Raw genomic sequence first — 17,660 nt, forward strand, 5'->3', positions numbered from 1 at the left:
GGATTTTTTGGCGGGCGCCGCGCGTCGCGTCCACCTGGCGGACGGGAAGGCTCAGCGGGCGGCGCGCTGCGCAGTCCCGCGCTTGGCGGCCGCGCCGGTTTGCCCGTCCCAGCCGCCCGCCGGAGCGGCCACCTTGACGGCGGCGTCGGGCTGCGGTTCGGCCGTGAAGGTCTGGATCGCGAGCTTGGCGGCCGCCAGTGATTGCGGGTCCAGCCGCTTGGCGACATCGTCGCGCTTGCGGCCGGCGTCCTCGTCGCCCTGGGCGGAGGCGAGGGCGAACCACTTGTACGATTCGGCGAGGTTCTGATCGACGCCGATGCCGCGGGCGTACAGGATGCCGAGGTTGAACTGGCTATCGGCGACGCCGCGCTCGGCGGCCTTGCGGAACCAGGCGGCTGCGGTCTTGTAGTTCGCGCCCTTGCTGCCGCCGTCGGCGTACAGCACGGCCAGATTGTGCATCGCCTTGGCGTTGCCGCGGTCGGCCGCGGTCGAATACAGCTTGCGCGCTGCGTCGAGATCCTTCTTCACGCCCAGCCCCTTTTCGTAAAGGGTGCCGATCCGGAAGATCGCCGGGGTTACGCCGGCATCCGCCGCTCGCTGATACCACTTGGCGGCTTCGTCGTAATTCGTCGGCACGCCCTTGCCTTCGGCGTAGCGGGTGGCGACCTCATAGGCGGCTGCGGCGTCGCCCTTCAGCGCGGCGGTGCGCAGCGCCGGTCCGCCGATCGCCTCGGGCAGGCGTTCGGCCGACGGAATCGGGATGGTACCGAACTTCTCCGCCGGTGCGGGCGGCTGCGCCGTCGGGATCGTGCCGGTGATGTCTTCGGCCGCAGCGGGCGCGCCCTGCGGCGTCGTCGGCGACATGTACAGCGACTGCCGCTCGACCGGCGTCGGGGAGATCATCGACGGCGGTGGTGCGACCGGCGCGACCGCCGGCGGGGCGGCAGGCTCGGTCGGATCGGATTCCTGCTCATCGACGGGCGCCGCGGGCCGCTCAGGTGCCGGCGCCGGTCGGGGCGTGCCGACGCTGGCGACGGGCGGCGCTTCGCCGCTGTCGAACAGCTTCATCGCCATCTGGAAGCTGGACAGCACGATCACCACCACGCTGGCGCCGACCAGCAGCGATTTGATCTTGGAGCCGAGCGGCGAGCCCGGCGTGCCGCCGTCCGGATCGGGATTGTCGCCGTCGGCCTTCGGCTTGCCGGGCTTGGCCTTGGCGGCGCTTGAGCCGGCGGCCGCGGCGGCCTGTGCGGCGCGCCGCGCGGCGGCAATGAAGCTGGTAGCGTTGGCCGGCTCGGGCTGCGCCGGACCGATTCCGCTCAGGGCGCTCTCCGAGGCGGCGATCCGCTCCGACGGCGACGCGACCCGGCTCGGCGGCTTGGTGCCGGGTTCGAGCGGATGATCCGGCGGCAGCGAGGCTTCACGCCGCGGCGGCTGCGGCGCGGCGATCACCGGCTCGATCTTGGCCGGTTGCTGCGGACCTGCGGCCGGGTCGATGATGTCGTGGAAGGCGCGCGGCCCTCGCGACTCGGCCGCCGGGGCCGGCGGCTCGGTGGCGGGTCTGGCGGAAGCGAATTCCCGCGGCGCGGCCGCGAACGGCTCTGCGGCCGGATTGGCCATCTCCGGCTGCGGCTGGGATTGCGGCTGCGGCATCGGCGCGGCCGTAGGCGCTGCGGGCGATGGCGCGACCGGCGCTGCCGAGGCGGGCGCGATCGGAGCAGCGGCCAGGAAGGACGGCTTCGCCGGCTCCGCCACCGGGACCGGCTGCGGCGCCAGCGGCGGGGTTGCCCGCGCGGCGCGCAGATCGCCCTCGATCATCGCCAGCCGGTCGACGACGTGGCCGAGGGTGTTGTGCACCGCCTCGAGCGAATCCTGGGTGTGGCGATCGGTCTCCGACTGGCTGAAGCGCATGTCGGAAAGTTCGCGCTTGATGGTGTCGACGAAACTCGGATCGAGCGCTGGCGCGGGCCGGCGGTCGAGGTCGGTCAGCACCGCAAATTGCGACTGTTGCCGCTCGAGCATCCGCAGGATGTCGTGCAGGCCTTCTTCGACCCGGCCGAGATTGGCGCTGCCGCCGCGCTGCTCGGTCGCGGCTTCCATCCGCTCCAGCAGATGCGTGACGCGCTGTTCGAGATGCGCGAACGCCGACTGATTGTCGTTGCCGATCGGCAGATGGTCGATTCGTTCCGACAGCGCCCGCACCGCGCTTTCGAGTTGCTCGGTAGACTCGCTGGGCGCCGGGCGCTCGCGGCTTTCCAGCGCTGCGGTCAGTGCCGAGATGCGCTGCTCCAGCGCGGCGAACGAGACGCTGTGGCTGTCGGCCTGGGCCAGTTGCTCGATCTTCTCGCCGAGCGTGTGGACGTTGGCGCTGAGCTGCGCCAGCGCTTCGTTGGAGGCGACGTTGGAGACGATGCCGCGCAGCGCCCCGATGGCGTTCTCGAGCTGCTGCACGGTGCCGGGATCGTCGGCGTTGCGGACGATCATATCGACCTTGCCGCCGAGATTGCGGATCGCTTCGTCGAAACCGGCGAGCTGTTCGGCCGGCGTCAGCGAGCGCAACGCGGCGTGAATCTCGCCGAGCGCCCGTTCGATGCCGGCAATCACTTCACGGTCGCTGCCGTTGGCGCGGCTCTCATCGAGCCGCTGTGCCAGCGACCGGATCTCGCCTTCCAGCGTCTCGATCGCCTTGCGCGGCATCGCCTCGGTGATGGTCTGACGGATCTCCGCAAGGTCGGCCCGGAACGCGGCGATCGACTGCTCGACCTTGTCGGAGCGCTGCAATGCGTCGATCTGGTTGGTGATCTTGTGGAGCTGCTGCTCGAGGCTGGTAAAGTCCGGCCCCGCGGGCGGGGGCGCCGGGGTCATCGCCGGCGCGATCGGCGGGGCGAACGACGCCGGCTGTCGCGGCACCCGGCGGATTCCGGCATCGAGCTCGCTCTGGCGTGCGGCGATCTCGGCGATCGCCTTGTCGAGGGCGTTCGGGTCGAGCGTCGGCGAGGTGGCGTAGACCTGTTCGGCAGCGCGTTCGACACGCTCGGTCGGCGTCTGGGGCGGCACCGCGACGGTATCGGCCGGCCGCGCCGCGGGCTTCGGCTCGGTGATCCGCGCCAAACGGGCGTCGAGCCGCGAAATCGCATCGTTGAGTTGCCGGGCGACCGGCGGCTCGCTGCGCGTCGGGGTTCGGGAGATATGGTCGATCTGGCGGGCGATGGCGTCGAGCCGCTGATGGATCTCGGCGACCTCGGTAGCGCTACGCTCGGGCATCGCCGGACGATTCGGCACGCGCGGATGATCGGCCGTCGGCTGCGGCGCAGCTTCGCCGAGCTGACCATTGATCCAGTCGGTGAGCGACAGTCCGGCGCGCCTGGCGGCGGCCTCGGCCCTCTCGCGCACTGACGGTTCGATCTCCTCGACACTCCACGACACGCGATTCATGCTCTTGTCCGCACCAAGCCGGCACCCAGCCGCGCCTGCACACCTCCGCGTCAGTTCCAAGGAACATCGACACGACGCGGAAGTCTGCCTCTGGATCGACTTTTTCCCGTTAGGGTAAATACCGAGTTAAGGATCGGCGTGGACGGCCACGAAACTTAACGATCGGTGCAAAAAGCCCGGTTTGGCCCCGAGGCGTCGAGTGCAGCCAGAATGTCGCGAGCTGCCGCCTGTTACCACCGGAAACGCTAACCACCCGCGCGGGTGAACAGGGCGCTGAGGTCGTCGATGTCGGATTCGGTGACCGCATTGAGCGCCGGGTTCATCACCGCGGTCTGGCCGATATAGGCCCAGTACAGGAACTCGGCCCGCGGCCGGGCATGCCGGCTCTCGACGCCGGATTCGATCATCAGCTTGGACAGATACTCGACCCGCCGTGCGTCGACCGCGGCGACCATCTCGGCGGCGGCCGGATCGGTGGCGGCGAGCTCGCGGATCGCGCGATCCAGGCTGCGGTCCTCGTTGAAGGCGAGCTTCATCAGATGTGTCAGCCGTGCGGGGCCGACGATCGCGGCATCGATGTCGCGGAATACCTGCTCGGTGACACGTTCTTTCCAGAGCTGCAGGAGCTGGGTGCGGAAGTCGGTCGCGTCCTTGAAGTGCCAGTAGAAGCTACCGCGCGACACCTCCAGGCCGGCCGCGAGATCGCCGACCTTGAGCGCATTGGCGCCTTGGCGGGCGAGTGTGCGCAGCCCATGGGCGAGCCAATCCGCGCGCGTCAGCCGATCTTTGGTATCCGAATCCATGCCCGCACCATACACGTGTGTATTGACACGGCCAAGGCGCGCCGTTAGATGCCATTCAGAGGTGTATGGAGATGAACTGGCAGGCTGCTGCGTTGCGGCCGCCGGAAATCATCACATCGGAGGAGCGCTCGTGCACGCCATGTTGGTCCAGCGGCCGATGGTCGACCTGTCCCGAGCCGCCGCCCCGGTGCTTTGCAGAGATTTGGAGACGTGCCGGCGCCCGTGCGCGCCGCGGCGTCATCGCGCTTGATGTCGCGACCGATGATGGTCGAACATCCGCCCCGCCTTGCGTCTTCGCCGCAATTCTATCTCGCTGATCCGGAGAACTGCCGATGGCCTTGAACGGGCTCGACACCTGGTATGCCTTCATGAAGTCCCACGATACGGCGGCGCTGTGGGATCTGCTGCATCCCGATGCGGTGTTCGAAAGCCCGGTGGTTCACACCCCGCAGGTCGGTCGCGACATCGTGTTCAAGTACCTCAAGGGGGCCGAAATGGTGCTGGGCGGCCCAGGCTTCACCTATGTGGGCGAATGGCGCAGCGATAACAGCGCGGTGCTCGAGTTCGAGAACGTGATCGAAGGCATCAAGATCAACGGCGTCGACATCATCACCTTCGCCGACGACGGACGTATTACCCACTTCAAGGTCATGGTAAGACCCCTGAAAGCGATCAACCTGCTGCATCGCTTGATGGGAGAACAGCTGGCGCAGCAATAAGCGCGCCGGCGACTGGTCGAATTCATCTCGCCGTCGCCTGAAGTTGTTTCAGGCGGCGCACACTTCACACCTGATCCCGATCGAGAGAACCGCATGACGATCTACAAGGCCCCGGTTGAAGAAGTCGGCTTCCTGCTCAACGACGTTTTTCAGTTCGACCGCTACAACAACCTGCCCGGGTTCGCCGATGCTGCGGCCGACGTGCGCGACGCGATCATCAACGAGGCGGCGCGGCTGAGCGAGGAAGTGCTGCATCCGCTCAACGCGGTCGGCGATCACGAAGGCTGCACCCGTCACGACGACGGCAGCGTCACCACGCCGAAGGGCTTCAAGGACGCCTACAAGCAGATCGCCGAAGGCGGCTGGATGGGCCTGTCGTCGCCGGCCGAATATGGCGGCCAGGGCCTGCCGATCACGCTGACCCAGATGGTGCAGGAATTCCTGAACTCCGCCAACATGGCGTTTGCGATGTACCCGGGCCTGACGATGGGCGCCGCGGCGGCGCTGACGGTGCACGGCTCGCCGGAGCAGAAGCAGACTTATCTGCCCAAGATGGTGTCCGGCGAGTGGACCGGTACCATGAACCTCACCGAGCCGCAGTGTGGCACCGATCTCGGCCTGCTACGGACCAAGGCGGTGAAGCAGGCGGACGGCAGCTACAAGATCACCGGTACCAAGATCTTCATCTCGGCCGGTGAGCACGATATGGCCGATAACATCATTCATCTGGTGCTGGCGCGGATCGAAGGCGCACCGGCCGGAATCAAGGGCATCTCGCTGTTCGTGGTGCCGAAATTCCTGGTCAACCCCGACGGTACCGTCGGCGCCCGCAACGGCGTGATCTGCGGCTCGATCGAGCACAAGATGGGCATCCACGGCAACGCCACCTGCACCATGAACTACGACGGCGCCACCGGCTGGCTGGTCGGCGAAGAGAACAAGGGCATGCAGGGCATGTTCGTGATGATGAACGAGGCTCGCCTCGGCGTCGCCGTGCAGGGCCTGGCGCAGTCGGAAGTCGCGTATCAGAACGCCGTCGAATACGCCCGCGAGCGGCTGCAGGGCCGGGCGCTGTCGGGACCGAAGGCGACCGACAAGCCGGCCGATCCGATCATCGTGCATCCCGACATCCGCCGCGCGCTGCTGACGATGCGCGCCTTCAACGAGGCGGCGCGGGCGCTGGTGCTGTGGACCGCGCTGAAGAGCGACGTCGCGCATCGCTCCAGCGATGCCAAGGAGCGCCAGGTGGCCGACGATCATCTCGGCCTGATGACGCCGGTGCTGAAGGGCGTTCTGACGGACGGCGGCTTCGCCAATGCGGTTGCGGCCCAGCAGGTTTACGGCGGCCACGGCTACATCGCCGCCAACGGCGTCGAGCAGTTCGTCCGCGATGCCCGCATCGCGATGATCTACGAAGGCGCCAACGGCATTCAGGCGCTCGATCTGGTCGGCCGCAAGCTGCCGCGTGACGGCGGCCGCGCCGTGATGGCGTTCTTCGCCGAGGTCGGCGCCTTCGCCAAGGAGCACGGCGGCGACGAGGCGATGAAGCCGTTCGTTGCGCCGCTGTCGACCTCGCTCGGCCATCTGCAGAAGGCCACCACCTGGCTGATGATGAACGCGATGGCGCAGCCGGACAACGCCGGTGCCGCCGCCACCGACTACATGCACCTCTTCGGCCTCGTGGCGATGGGCTACATGTGGGCCAAGATGGCCAAGGTGGCGCAGGACAAGATCGCAGCCGAGGGCGCGACGCCCTATCTGACCAGAAAGCTGGTCACCGGCCGGTTCTTCGCCGAGCGGATGCTACCCGAGACCGCGCTGCGGCTGACCCGGATCGAAGCCGGCTGTAACACCCTGATGGAACTGCCGGCGGAAGCGTTCTGACATTGACACTGCCGTCATCCCCGCGAAGGCGGGGATCCAGTAAGCCGGGCGCCGGCGGTTTGATCGCCGGTGCCATGATGACTGGATCGCCCGGTCGAGCCGGGCGATGACTCCTGCAAGAGCATCGCGTCACATTTTATCGAGGGAGGTCCCATGCCCGAAGCCTATATCTACGATCACGTTCGTACTCCGCGCGGCCGCGGCAAGGCCGATGGCTCGCTGCACGAGGTGACCGCGCTGGCGCTCGCCACCGTGCCGCTGAAGGCACTGAAAGAGCGTAACAACATCAAGAAGGACGTGGTCGACGACGTCGTGATGGGCGTGGTCGATCCGGTCGGCGAGGCCGGCTCGGATATCGCGCGGTTCGCCGCGATGAACGCAGGCCTCGGCGAAGCGGTGCCCGGCGTGCAGATCTCCAGGTTCTGCGCCTCGGGCCTCGATGCGGTGAACTTCGCCGCGGCGCAGATCATGAGCGGCCAGCACGAATTGGTGATCGGCGGCGGCGCGGAATCGATGAGCCGCATCGGCCTCGGCGCGTCGGGCGGTGCCTGGCCGATGGATCCGTCGATGGCGATTCCGTCCTACTTCATGCCGCAGGGTGTCTCGGCCGACCTGATCGCGACCAAATACGGCTTCTCGCGCGACGACGTCGATGCCTATGCGGTTCGGAGCCAGCAGCTCGCCGCGAAGGCCTGGGACGAAGGCCGGTTCGACAAGTCGGTGGTGCCGGTCAAGGACATCAACGGCCTGACCATCCTGGCCAAGGACGAGCACATGCGCCCCTCGACGACGATGCAGTCGCTGGCGCAGTTGCAGCCGTCGTTCGCGCCGATCGCCGCGATGGGCGGGTTCGACGCGGTGGCGATCCAGTCGCACCCGGAAGTCGAGAAGGTCAACTACGTGCACCATGCCGGCAACTCGTCGGGCATCGTCGACGGCGCCGGTGCGGTGCTGCTCGGCAGCAAGGAAGCCGGTGAGAAGCACGGCCTGAAGCCGCGTGCGAAGATCCGCGCCTTCGCCAATATCGGCTCGGAGCCGGCGATGATGCTGACCGGTCCGGTCGACGTCACCAACAAGCTGTTCGAGCGCTCCGGCATGAAGAAGAGCGACATCGATCTGTTCGAACTCAACGAGGCGTTCGCCTCGGTGGTGCTGCGCTACATGCAGGCGTTCGAGATCGACAACGACAAGATCAACGTCAATGGCGGCGCGATCGCACTCGGCCATCCGCTCGGCGCCACCGGCGCCATGATCCTCGGCACCGTGCTCGACGAGCTGGAGCGCACCGGCAAGGCGACCGCGCTGGTGACGCTGTGCATCGGCGGCGGCATGGGCACCGCGACGATCATCGAGCGGGTGTGAGGATTCGATAGCGCGGTGGGCCGCGCCACGCGCGCCGGCCTGCTCCCTCCCCCCTTGCGGGGAGGGTCGGGGTGGGGGGTGCCCCGAGGCGAAGCTTCCGATGTGGACCCCCACCCCCGACCCCTCCCCGCAAGGGGGAGGGGAGATGAACAACAACCGCCGCGCCGTAATGGCTGCTGGCAGCGAAGGAGCTAATCAGATGACCTTCAAGAACTTCAAAGTCGACACCGACGCCGACGGCATTGCGCTCGTCACCTGGGATCTGCCCGGCAAGTCGATGAACGTGCTCGACGCCACGACGATCGAGGAACTCGGCGCGATCGCCGAGCAGACCAGTAAGGACGCCGCGGTCAAGGGCGTGGTGATCACTTCGGCCAAGGAGGCGTTCTGCGCCGGCGCCGATCTGTCGATGCTGGAAGGCATGAACCAGCAGTTCGCCCAGATCCGGAAGGAGAAGGGCGAGGAAGCCGCCCAGAAGATGCTGTTCGACGAGAGCCGCAAGCTGTCGCAGATCCTGCGCGGCATCGAGACCTGCGGCAAGCCGTGGGTCGCGGCGATCAACGGTCTGGCGCTCGGCGGCGGCTTCGAAGTGACGCTGGCCTGCCACTATCGCGTCGCAGCCGACAATCCGAAGACCCGGCTCGGCCTGCCCGAGATCAAGGTCGGCCTGTTCCCGGGCGGCGGCGGCACCCAGCGGATTCCGCGCATTGTCGATCCGCAGAGCGCGATGACCATCCTGCTCAAGGGCGATCAGATCAAGCTCGACAAGGCCAAGGCGCTGAAGCTGGTCGACGCGGTGGTGCCGGCGGCCGATCTGATCAAGACCGCCAAGGACTGGATCAAGGGCGGCGGCAAGGCGGTGGCGCCGTGGGACGAGAAGGGCTTCAAGCTGCCCGGCGGCCCGGTGTTCTCCAAGCAGGGCATGATGATGTTCCCGGCCGGCAACGCCATCTATCGTCGCGAGACCTACGACAACTATCCGGCGGCCCGCGCGATCATGAGCTGCGTCTATGAGGGCCTGTTGGTGCCGATGGACGTCGCGCTGCGCATCGAGTCGCGCTACTTCGCGCACGTCCTGCAGACCAAGGAAGCGGCGGCGATGATCCGCAGCCTGTTCCTGTCGATGCAGGAGCTGAACAAGGGCGCGCGCCGCCCGCAGGGCGTGCCGCCGACCAAGGTCAAGAAGCTCGCCATCATCGGCGCCGGCTTCATGGGCGCCAGCGTCGGCTACGTCTCGGCCAAGGCCGGCATCGAGGTGGTGCTGATCGATCGCGACCAGGAGAGCGCCGACAAGGGCAAGGCGCATTGCCAGTCGGTGATCGAAGGTCTCATCAAGAAGGGCCGCGCCAAGGAGGCCGACCGTGACGCGCTGATGTCGCGGATCACCGCGACCGCCGACTTCAATGCGATTTCGGATGCCGACCTCGTCATCGAAGCGGTGTTCGAGGATCGCAAGGTCAAGGCCGAGACCTACGCCAAGGCGCAGCCGCTGCTGAAGGAAGGCGCGATCTTCGCCTCCAACACCTCGACGCTGCCGATCAACTCGCTGGCCGAAGAGTTCAAGGATCAGTCGAAGTTCATCGGCATCCACTTCTTCTCGCCGGTCGAGAAGATGATGCTGGTCGAAGTGATCCTCGGCAACAACACCAGCGACGCCACGCTGGCGGCAGCGCTGGACTACACCCGGCAGATCGGCAAGACCCCGATCGTGGTCAACGACAGCCGCGGCTTCTTCGCCAACCGTTGTGTGCTGCGTTTCACCGCCGAAGGCCTCGAGATGCTGATGGAAGGCGTCCCGGCGCCGATGATCGAGACCGCCGCCAAGATGGCCGGCATGCCGGTCGGCCCGCTGTCGCTGGCCGACGAAGTCGCGCTCGACCTGATCCTGAAGATCATGAAGGCGACCGAAGCCGACCTCGGCGAACAGGCGGTCGATCAGCAGCAGAAGAAGCTGATGGTCGAGCTGGTCGAGAAGCAGGGCCGGTTCGGCCGCAAGAATGGCAAGGGCTTCTACGTCTATCCGGAGAAGGGCAAGGGTCAGAAGAGCCTGTGGGACGGCATCGCCGCGCTGCAGCCCAAGCACCTCGACCCCGACACCATCGACGTCGAAGAGCTGAAGCAGCGCTTCCTCGCCGTCCAGGCGGTGGAAGCGGCGCGCACGGTCGAGGACAACGTCATCGTCGATCCGCGCGAGGCCGATGTCGGCTCGATCCTCGGCTTCGGCTTCGCGCCGTTCACCGGCGGCACGCTCAGCTACATCGACTTCATGGGTACCAAGGAGTTCGTGGCGCTGTGCCACAAGCTCGAGGGCAAATACGGCTCGCGCTTCACCCCGCCGAAGCTGCTCGAAGACATGGCCAAGACCGGCGACACCTTCTACCACCGCTTCGCCCCGAAGAAGCAGGCGGCGGCGTAAGGGCCGGGCACAGCCCTCATCCTGAGGAGCGCGCTCTTGCGCGCGTCTCGAAGGATGAGGAGCCCGGGGCTTCATGGTTCGAGACGGCGCTACGCGCCTCCTCACCATGAGGGTTTTGCAAATAACAAGGGCCGGATCATCGCGATCCGGCCCTCTTTATTTTCGTCGTCGTCTCACTCCGTCATTGCGAGGAGCGCTCGGATCGGCGCTTCGCGCCGTCCGAGCACAGGCTCCGCGACGAAGCAATCCAGCTTCGTGCTCGGCGCTGGATTGCTTCGCTGCGCTCGCAGTGACGCTGCGGGGAAAGCCCTCACGCCTTCTGCATCAGCCCTTCGCGCTGCATCGCTTCTTGCACCTTCGGGCGTGCGGCGACGCGGGCCTTGAAGGCGGCGAGGTTGGGGTAGGGGGCGAGGTCGATCTTCATCCGGTCGCACCAGCTCAGGATCACGAACAGGTAGCCGTCGGCGACCGTGAACGACGAGCCCATCAGATAGTCTTTGCCGGCGAGCTGCTTGTCGACATAGCCGAGGTGGCGGGCGATGCGGTCCTTGAAGAAATTCTTGGCATCGTCGCCGAGCGTCGGGGCGAACAGCGGACCGAAGCTCTTGTGCAGGTCGGTCGAGATGTAGTTCAGCCACTCCTGCAGCCGGTAGCGTTCGATCGTCCCGGCCTTGGGCGCGAGCTTTCCGGAGCCTTCCTTGTCGGCGATGAACTGCACGATCGCCGGTCCCTCCGTGAGCACGCCGCCGTCGTCGAGGCCGAGCGCCGGCACCGAGCCCTTCGGGTTGATGGCGGCGTAGTCATCGCCGTTCTCGAGCTTCTTCGCCCGGAGGTCGACTTTGACGAGGTCGAACTGCAGGCCGGCCTCGCTGAGCGCGATGTGCGGCGACAGCGAGCAGGCGCCGGGCGAATAATACAGCTTCATGGGCGGGTCCTTCCGAGCCGGGGTGAGTGTCGGCGATGAAATGCAGATGCATGAAACTGTCAAGCGCGGCCCGGTCGCCGGTCAAGCCTGCGATGGACCGACGAGCCCGCGGGTGCGGCGGAAGATGTCGCCGAGCCGGCGAAACAGAGCGGCGCGGGCGCTGGTGGTCCGCCACGCCAGCACCACCCGGCGCGGGCAAGCGTCAGGTAGCGGCGCGATCGCCACGTCCTGGCCACCGATCACGCCGGCGTCGAGCGCCAGATCGGGGAGCAGGGTGATCCCCAGGCCCTCGCTGACCATCGAGATCAGCGTCGGCAGCGAAGTGGCCGAGAAGCTCTCGTCCTGCTCGATGTTGCGATCCGGAAAGGCGCTGAGGGCGTGGCGCTGCAGGCAATGGCCGCGCTCCAGCAGCATCAGCCGCGCCCCGTCGAGCTGCGCGCCGCGCACCGGCTCCGGCCCGAAGCTGCCCGGCGGTGCAGCCAGGTGATAGCCGTCCTCGAACAGTTCGATCGTCTCCAGCCCTTCGGCTTCGAACGGTAGCGCGAACAGAATTAGATCGAGCCGGCCGCGCTGCAGTCCGTCGAGCAGTTGTTCGGTCATCTCTTCGCGCAGCAGCAGGCGTAGCTTCGGGAAGACGCGGCGGATTTCAGGGAGCGCACGCGGGATCAGATACGGGCCGATGGTCGGGATCGCGCCGAGCCGCAGGTCACCGCTGTCCGGAGCGCCCTCGGCGGCGGCCAGCGCCTCGATCTCCTGCGCGGCCAGCAGCAGCGCGCGGGCGCGCTCGGCGATGACCGCGCCGATCGGCGTCAGCAGCACCGAGCGCTTGGTGCGTTCGGCCAGCACCACGCCGAGCCGGTCCTCCAGTTCCTTCAGCCCGGCGCTGAGGCTGGGCTGGGTCACGAAGCAGGCCTCGGCCGCGCGGGAAAAATTCAGGGTGTCGGCAACGGCGACCAGGAAGCCGAGCTGCCGCAGGGTGATGGCAGGAGACATAGAGATAGACTATCACAGATACAAATATAATCAATTTCACAAATGAGATCGCCTCGCCTACATCCGCAGTGCCCGGGACCTCCCGACCGCCAGGAGACTGCAGATGATCGAATTCGCAACGCCCGCCCCACAGCTCAACGCCCCCGCGCCTGCATTCAATGCACCGACCACCCACGGCCCCAAGACGCTGGCCGACTACGCCGGCAAGTGGCTGATCCTGTTTTCGCACCCGGCGGATTTCACCCCGGTCTGCACCACCGAATTCATCGCCTTCGCTAAAAAGCACGACGCGTTTGCGGCGCGCGGTGCCGAACTGCTCGGCCTGTCGATCGACAGCCACTACTCGCACATCGCCTGGATGCTCAACATCAAGGAGAAGTTCGGGGTCGAGATCAGATTTCCGATCATCGCCGATCTCAGCATGACCGTGGCTCGGGCCTACGGCATGATCCAGCCGGGTGCGTCCGACACTTCCGCGGTGCGCGCCACGTTCCTGATCGATCCCGAAGGCAAGCTGCGCGCGATGGTCTACTACCCGATGATCGCCGGCCGTTCGGTCGACGAGATCTATCGGCTGCTGGTGGCGCTGCAGACGGCCGACGCCAACAAGTGCGCGATGCCGGAGAGCTGGCAACCGGGCGATGCGGTGATCGTGCCGCCGCCGTCGACGGCGGCCGCCGCGCTCGCCCGTGCCGGTGAGGGCTACGACACGGTCGACTGGTACTACTCGACCCGCCCCCTCTGAGGCTCGCGCAAGCTCCGGCACGTGCCGGGGCTTCTCCTTCAACCTACTCGTCTGATCACCACGGAGGATCAAGCCATGATCAATAGTGCGCAGACCACGACCGAAGCTCTCTCCCGCGTCCTCGGCCGCACCTTCGGCCTCTACGTGCAAACCCACGGCTACCATTGGAACGTCGTCGGCCCGGAATTCCGCCGTCTGCACGCTGCGTTCGAGGAGCAATACAACAACCTCTGGAACGCGCTCGATGACATCGCGGAACGAATCCGCAGTCTCGGCGCTCATGCTCCTGGTTCGCTGGCTGAACTGACCGCCCTGGCGGGGCCGGCGCCCGCGCCGGCGCAATCTGCCGAAGCCATGGTCGGTGCGTTGACCTCGGGCCACGAGGCGCTGACCGACGAGCTGCGCCGCGCGCTCGCCTCGGCGCAACAGGCCGGGGACGAGCCGACGGTGGGATTGTTGAGCGATCGCTTGGCCTGGCACCAGAAGCAGCTCTGGATGATGAAAGCCAGCCGCGCCTGAAGATCGCCGCGGCGCCCTTCCTGAACGACGGGCGCCGCGGTCTACCGACACAGGAGAATCGAACGATGAGCAAGCCGATCGTGAAGCCGTTCTGGGACCAATCCACCGGAAGCTGGCAGTACGTGTTTCACGATCCGGATACGATGCAGGGCGCTGTGGTCGACCCGGTTTGGAATTACGACCCGAAAGCCGGCGCCACATTCACCCGCAGCGTCGACGAGATCGTGACCTATGTGCGAGAGGCCGGCATCGACATCGTGTGGGTGCTCGACACGCATCCGCACGCCGATCACTTCTCGGCGGCTCCGCTTCTCGCCGAACGCCTGAAGGCACCGACCGGAATCGGCGAGCGCGTCACCGAGGTGCAGAAGCTGTGGCAGAAGATCTATCATCTGCCGGAGTCGTTTCCGACCGACGGCCGCCAATGGGATCGGCTGTTCGCGGACGGCGACGTCTTCATGGTCGGCGACATTCCGGTGCGGGTGATGTTCTCACCCGGGCATACATTGGCGTCGGTGACCTATGTGGCCGGCGACGCCGCCTTCGTCCACGATACGCTGATGATGCCGGACAGCGGCACCAGCCGCGCCGATTTTCCCGGCGGATCGTCGAAGCAATTATATGCCAGCCTGCAGCGTATTCTGGCGCTTCCCAACGATACCCGGCTGTATGTGGGGCACGACTATGCGCCCGAGGGGCGCGACGCGCAGTGCATGGCGACGGTTGCCGAACACAAAGCGCGCAACATCCATCTTGCCGGCGGTCGCACCGAAACGGAGTTCTGCGCTGTCCGGGATCAGCGCGACGCGTCTCTGCCGCTGCCGAAATTGATGCTGGCTGCGCTGCAGATCAACATCCGCGGCGGTCGCAAGCCCGCGCCGGAAGCCGACGGGCGCTCGTACTTGAAGATTCCGCTCGACTATTTCGAGCCGCGCTGATCGCACCGCCCACGCGGCCGGAAGCCGGAAGCACCCGGTCGTTGCACCGGTGTCTTCCGGCCTTGGCGCCATTTATCGCGCTCGCCCATCCAGTCCGAGCCGCCGTCACCCGATCCTGGGCCGAAAGCAGCATTGTGAGGCTGCGATCTTGGCTTTCCCGGCGGCTGGCATTAAATGCGAGTGCATGGAAGACACGCGATTGCCGCCTTTGCGGCCCGTGCGCTAGAGTTCGTGCGCACCATGGATGGAGCGATGAAACGCAAGCCGTCGACTGAGGCCACTGCCGCCTGGGTCCGCCTGATGCGGGTCCGGAGCCGGGTGTTGGACGCGGTCGAGCAGGATCTGAAGAAGGCGGGCTTCCCGCCGCTGGCCTGGTACGACGCGCTGCTCGAATTGTCGCGGGCGCCGGGCGGCGAGATGCGCCCGGTCGAGCTCGAAAAGCAGATGCTGATCCCGCAATATTCCACCTCGCGTCTGGTCGACCGGCTTGTCGACGAGCGGCTGGTGGTGCGCCGCGAATGCCGCAGCGACAAGCGCGGCCAGTTCGTGGAAATCACCGAGGCGGGACGCGAATTGCAGAAGAAGATGTGGGCCGCCTATTCGGCGGCGATCGAAAAGCACGTCGGCTCGAAATTATCCGATGCCGACGCCGTCCGGCTGTGCGGGCTGCTCGACCGGCTCGGCTGCTCGTGCGACGGCTCCGCCGCTGCGCTCGATGCGCGAGACACCGCAGTCTCGCGATGATAAACAGCTCTCGCTTCGTGTTCGCGGTTGCTTCCGGCCGCGGCTTCCACCACCTCGCGTCGCCCGATCCCGCGCGCTACTTCCGGACCCCCCATGGCGCGTGACCAACTCGATATGACCCCGCTGAATTCGCGTGACGAACTGGTCGCGTGGCTCGAAGCGGGCGTGAAATCGCCGGCTGACTTCCGCATCGGCACCGAGCACGAAAAGACCCCGTTCACGCTCGACGGCCATCGACCGGTGCCCTACGAGGGCGCGCGCGGCATCGGCGCCCTGCTCGAGGGCATGCAGATCCTGCTCGGCTGGGAGCCGATCATGGAAGGCGCGCACATCATCGGACTGCACGACGTCACCGGCGGCGGCGCGATCTCGCTGGAGCCGGGCGGCCAGTTCGAATTGTCCGGCGCGCCGGTCGAGACCGTGCACCAGACCCATGCCGAGCTGATGGCCCATCTGGCGCAGGTGCGCGAAGTGGCGACGCCGCTCGGGATCGGCTTCCTCGGCCTCGGCCTGACGCCATCCTGGTCGCGGGAGGAAATCCCGGTGATGCCGAAGGGCCGCTACAAGATCATGACCAATTACATGCCGAAGGTCGGCCGTTACGGCCTCGACATGATGTATCGGACCTGCACGGTGCAGACCAATCTCGACTTCTCTTCCGAAGCCGACATGGTCAAGAAGCTGCGGGTGTCGCTGGCGCTGCAGCCGGTCGCGACCGCTTTGTTCGCCAATTCGCCGTTCACCGAAGGCAAGCCGAACGGCCTGTTGTCGTTCCGCTCGGAAATCTGGCGCGATACCGACAACGATCGCTCCGGCATGCTGCCCTGGGCGTTCGAGGACGGCATGGGTTTCGAGCGCTGGGTCGACTACGCGCTCGACGTGCCGATGTACTTCGTCAAGCGTGGCGACGACTATATCGATGTTGCCGGCTCGTCGTTCCGCGATTTCTTCGACGGCAACAACGACAAGCTGCCCGGTGAGCGGCCGACGCTGTCGGACTGGGCCAACCATCTGTCGACGATCTTCCCCGAGGTGCGGCTGAAGCGGTATCTGGAAATGCGCGGCGCCGACGGCCAGCCGTGGGGCCGCCTGACGGCGCTGCCGGCGTTCTGGGTCGGACTGCTGTATGATGACACCAGCCTCGATGCGGCCTGGGAGTTGGTCAAGGGCTGGAGCGCCGAGGAGCGTCAGACGCTGCGGGACGAGGTGCCGCGGCTCGGCTTCAAGGCCAAGATCGGCAATCGCTTCCTGTTCGAGATCGCCAAGGATTGCATGGTGCTGGCGCATGCCGGGCTGCGTCGCCGCGCCCGGATCGATGCCACCGGCCTCGACGAATCGCGGCATCTGGCGCCGCTCGATCGGATTCTCGACAGCGGCCACACCCCGGCCGAGGAGATGCTCGAGAAGTACCACGGCGCCTGGCGGGGCTCGGTGGAGCCGGCCTACGAGGAATATGCGTTCTGAACGCTAGCGGACCGAGGCCGCGCTGGCCTGTGCCGTTCATCCGCCATACAGGTTGCCGGCCGTCAGATGCGGCCTCGGGGCTGCGCCGCGGACCGGCCTGATGTCTATCGGCCAGGGGTCCGGGCCTAACGCGAAAGCAAGTCTGAATGCGAAGCGGCCTGCTCAGGGCATGTTGGCTCGTGCTCGCCGTGGCTGCGGCGGCGCTGTCGCCGCACGCCTCGCACGCGCAGGCCAATATCGACCGGATCGGCGGCGACTATCTGCGCACGCCGGTGACAAGCGGAGATCCGGCCGAATGCGCGCTGATGTGCGAACGCGACAAGCGCTGCCGGTCGTGGACATTCAGCTATCCGCGCTCGCCGGAAGACGGTGCGATGTGTTGGCTGAAGAGCACGGTGCCGCCGCGGACGCCGAATTCCTGCTGCGTGTCCGGCGTCCGCGGTGCCGGAGTGCTGGAGCCACGCAACGATTCCAACGAGGTCTCGATCGACCGCTTCGGCGGCGATTATCGCAATTTCGAGCTGAAGTCCGGCGAGGGCGACGAGGCCTGCAAGGCGGCGTGCGTCGACGAGCACAAATGCCGGGCCTGGACCTATGCCCGTCCCGGCTATGTCGGCCGCAACGCCCGCTGTTTCCTGAAAAGCCAGATCAAGCCGCCGCGGCGCAAGCCCGGATTTATTTCGGGCGTGGTACGCTGACGCGCGAAACGCTGC

Annotated in this window: 14 protein-coding genes; 10 read left to right on the forward strand and 4 right to left on the reverse strand. The window is 66.7% G+C overall.

The features are described 5' to 3' along the window. Positions 1-51 precede the first annotated feature (51 nt). Both FLL57_RS00230 and FLL57_RS00235 read right to left on the reverse strand, forming a co-directional pair. Positions 52-3,435 (reverse strand): tetratricopeptide repeat protein, encoded by a 3,384-nt coding sequence (locus FLL57_RS00230; protein WP_142881829.1) that lies wholly within the window; start codon positions 3,433-3,435, stop codon positions 52-54. 245 nt (positions 3,436-3,680) lie between these two features. Further along, entirely contained in the window at positions 3,681-4,238 is a 558-nt protein-coding gene (locus tag FLL57_RS00235) for a TetR/AcrR family transcriptional regulator (protein WP_142881830.1), read from the reverse strand. 332 nt (positions 4,239-4,570) lie between these two features. Between FLL57_RS00235 and FLL57_RS00240 the strand changes: the two genes are divergently transcribed. The 4 genes from FLL57_RS00240 (at position 4,571) to FLL57_RS00260 (ending at position 10,619) form a co-directional block, all read left to right on the forward strand. Continuing rightward, positions 4,571-4,957, forward strand: a complete 387-nt coding sequence (locus tag FLL57_RS00240; RefSeq protein ID WP_142881831.1) for a nuclear transport factor 2 family protein — start codon at positions 4,571-4,573, stop codon at positions 4,955-4,957. A 93-nt stretch (positions 4,958-5,050) separates the two neighbouring features. Next, entirely contained in the window at positions 5,051-6,841 is a 1,791-nt protein-coding gene (locus FLL57_RS00245; RefSeq protein WP_142881832.1) for an acyl-CoA dehydrogenase C-terminal domain-containing protein, read from the forward strand. Between the two features lie 153 nt (positions 6,842-6,994). Continuing rightward, complete coding sequence (locus FLL57_RS00250; protein ID WP_013500764.1) at positions 6,995-8,203, forward strand: acetyl-CoA C-acetyltransferase; 1,209 nt, start codon at positions 6,995-6,997, stop codon at positions 8,201-8,203. A 199-nt stretch (positions 8,204-8,402) separates the two neighbouring features. Further along, positions 8,403-10,619 carry a 3-hydroxyacyl-CoA dehydrogenase NAD-binding domain-containing protein gene (locus FLL57_RS00260; RefSeq protein ID WP_013500765.1) on the forward strand — a complete coding sequence of 739 codons (2,217 nt, stop codon included), beginning with the start codon at positions 8,403-8,405 and terminating at the stop codon, positions 10,617-10,619. Positions 10,620-10,929: 310 nt separating this feature from the next. Here the strand turns inward: FLL57_RS00260 and gstA are convergent, their stop codons facing one another. Together gstA and FLL57_RS00270 are read right to left on the reverse strand one after the other, a co-directional pair. Further along, the gene (gene gstA / locus FLL57_RS00265; protein WP_142881833.1) at positions 10,930-11,544 is read right to left on the reverse strand and encodes a glutathione transferase GstA; all 615 of its coding nucleotides are present in this window, start codon (positions 11,542-11,544) and stop codon (positions 10,930-10,932) included. Positions 11,545-11,625: 81 nt separating this feature from the next. After that, positions 11,626-12,537, reverse strand: coding sequence for a hydrogen peroxide-inducible genes activator (locus FLL57_RS00270; RefSeq protein ID WP_142881834.1), 912 nt, complete (start codon positions 12,535-12,537; stop codon positions 11,626-11,628). A gap of 103 nt (positions 12,538-12,640) precedes the next feature. Here FLL57_RS00270 and FLL57_RS00275 point away from each other — a divergent pair, with 103 nt between their 5' ends. From FLL57_RS00275 to FLL57_RS00300, 6 genes are all read left to right on the forward strand, one after another. Continuing rightward, complete coding sequence (locus FLL57_RS00275; protein ID WP_142881835.1) at positions 12,641-13,282, forward strand: peroxiredoxin; 642 nt, start codon at positions 12,641-12,643, stop codon at positions 13,280-13,282. A gap of 21 nt (positions 13,283-13,303) precedes the next feature. Further along, positions 13,304-13,801: a Dps family protein gene (locus FLL57_RS00280; RefSeq protein WP_235677186.1), complete on the forward strand. Its 498-nt coding sequence runs from the start codon at positions 13,304-13,306 to the stop codon at positions 13,799-13,801. Between the two features lie 65 nt (positions 13,802-13,866). Beyond that, positions 13,867-14,739 (forward strand): MBL fold metallo-hydrolase, encoded by an 873-nt coding sequence (locus FLL57_RS00285; RefSeq protein WP_142881836.1) that lies wholly within the window; start codon positions 13,867-13,869, stop codon positions 14,737-14,739. 252 nt (positions 14,740-14,991) lie between these two features. Then, positions 14,992-15,483, forward strand: a complete 492-nt coding sequence (locus tag FLL57_RS00290; RefSeq protein ID WP_041807068.1) for a MarR family winged helix-turn-helix transcriptional regulator — start codon at positions 14,992-14,994, stop codon at positions 15,481-15,483. A gap of 93 nt (positions 15,484-15,576) precedes the next feature. Further along, positions 15,577-16,947 (forward strand): glutamate--cysteine ligase, encoded by a 1,371-nt coding sequence (locus FLL57_RS00295; protein WP_047308285.1) that lies wholly within the window; start codon positions 15,577-15,579, stop codon positions 16,945-16,947. A gap of 146 nt (positions 16,948-17,093) precedes the next feature. Next, entirely contained in the window at positions 17,094-17,645 is a 552-nt protein-coding gene (locus FLL57_RS00300) for a PAN domain-containing protein (protein WP_041807070.1), read from the forward strand. Positions 17,646-17,660: the final 15 nt, after the last annotated feature.

This window comes from Rhodopseudomonas palustris (assembly GCF_007005445.1).
Lineage (GTDB): Bacteria > Pseudomonadota > Alphaproteobacteria > Rhizobiales > Xanthobacteraceae > Rhodopseudomonas > Rhodopseudomonas palustris_G.

What these genes read in the sequence shown, in the direction of transcription:
- FLL57_RS00240 (WP_142881831.1), top strand. Translation starts at nt 4,571, where the DNA reads ATGGCCTTGAACGGGCTCGACACCTGGTATGCCTTCATGAAGTCCCAC.
- FLL57_RS00295 (WP_047308285.1), top strand. Translation starts at nt 15,577, where the DNA reads ATGGCGCGTGACCAACTCGATATGACCCCGCTGAATTCGCGTGACGAA.
- FLL57_RS00285 (WP_142881836.1), top strand. Translation starts at nt 13,867, where the DNA reads ATGAGCAAGCCGATCGTGAAGCCGTTCTGGGACCAATCCACCGGAAGC.
- FLL57_RS00300 (WP_041807070.1), top strand. Translation starts at nt 17,094, where the DNA reads ATGCGAAGCGGCCTGCTCAGGGCATGTTGGCTCGTGCTCGCCGTGGCT.
- FLL57_RS00260 (WP_013500765.1), top strand. Translation starts at nt 8,403, where the DNA reads ATGACCTTCAAGAACTTCAAAGTCGACACCGACGCCGACGGCATTGCG.
- FLL57_RS00250 (WP_013500764.1), top strand. Translation starts at nt 6,995, where the DNA reads ATGCCCGAAGCCTATATCTACGATCACGTTCGTACTCCGCGCGGCCGC.
- FLL57_RS00245 (WP_142881832.1), top strand. Translation starts at nt 5,051, where the DNA reads ATGACGATCTACAAGGCCCCGGTTGAAGAAGTCGGCTTCCTGCTCAAC.
- FLL57_RS00270 (WP_142881834.1), bottom strand. Translation starts at nt 12,537, where the DNA reads ATGTCTCCTGCCATCACCCTGCGGCAGCTCGGCTTCCTGGTCGCCGTT.
- FLL57_RS00230 (WP_142881829.1), bottom strand. Translation starts at nt 3,435, where the DNA reads ATGAATCGCGTGTCGTGGAGTGTCGAGGAGATCGAACCGTCAGTGCGC.
- gstA (WP_142881833.1), bottom strand. Translation starts at nt 11,544, where the DNA reads ATGAAGCTGTATTATTCGCCCGGCGCCTGCTCGCTGTCGCCGCACATC.
- FLL57_RS00235 (WP_142881830.1), bottom strand. Translation starts at nt 4,238, where the DNA reads ATGGATTCGGATACCAAAGATCGGCTGACGCGCGCGGATTGGCTCGCC.
- FLL57_RS00275 (WP_142881835.1), top strand. Translation starts at nt 12,641, where the DNA reads ATGATCGAATTCGCAACGCCCGCCCCACAGCTCAACGCCCCCGCGCCT.
- FLL57_RS00290 (WP_041807068.1), top strand. Translation starts at nt 14,992, where the DNA reads ATGAAACGCAAGCCGTCGACTGAGGCCACTGCCGCCTGGGTCCGCCTG.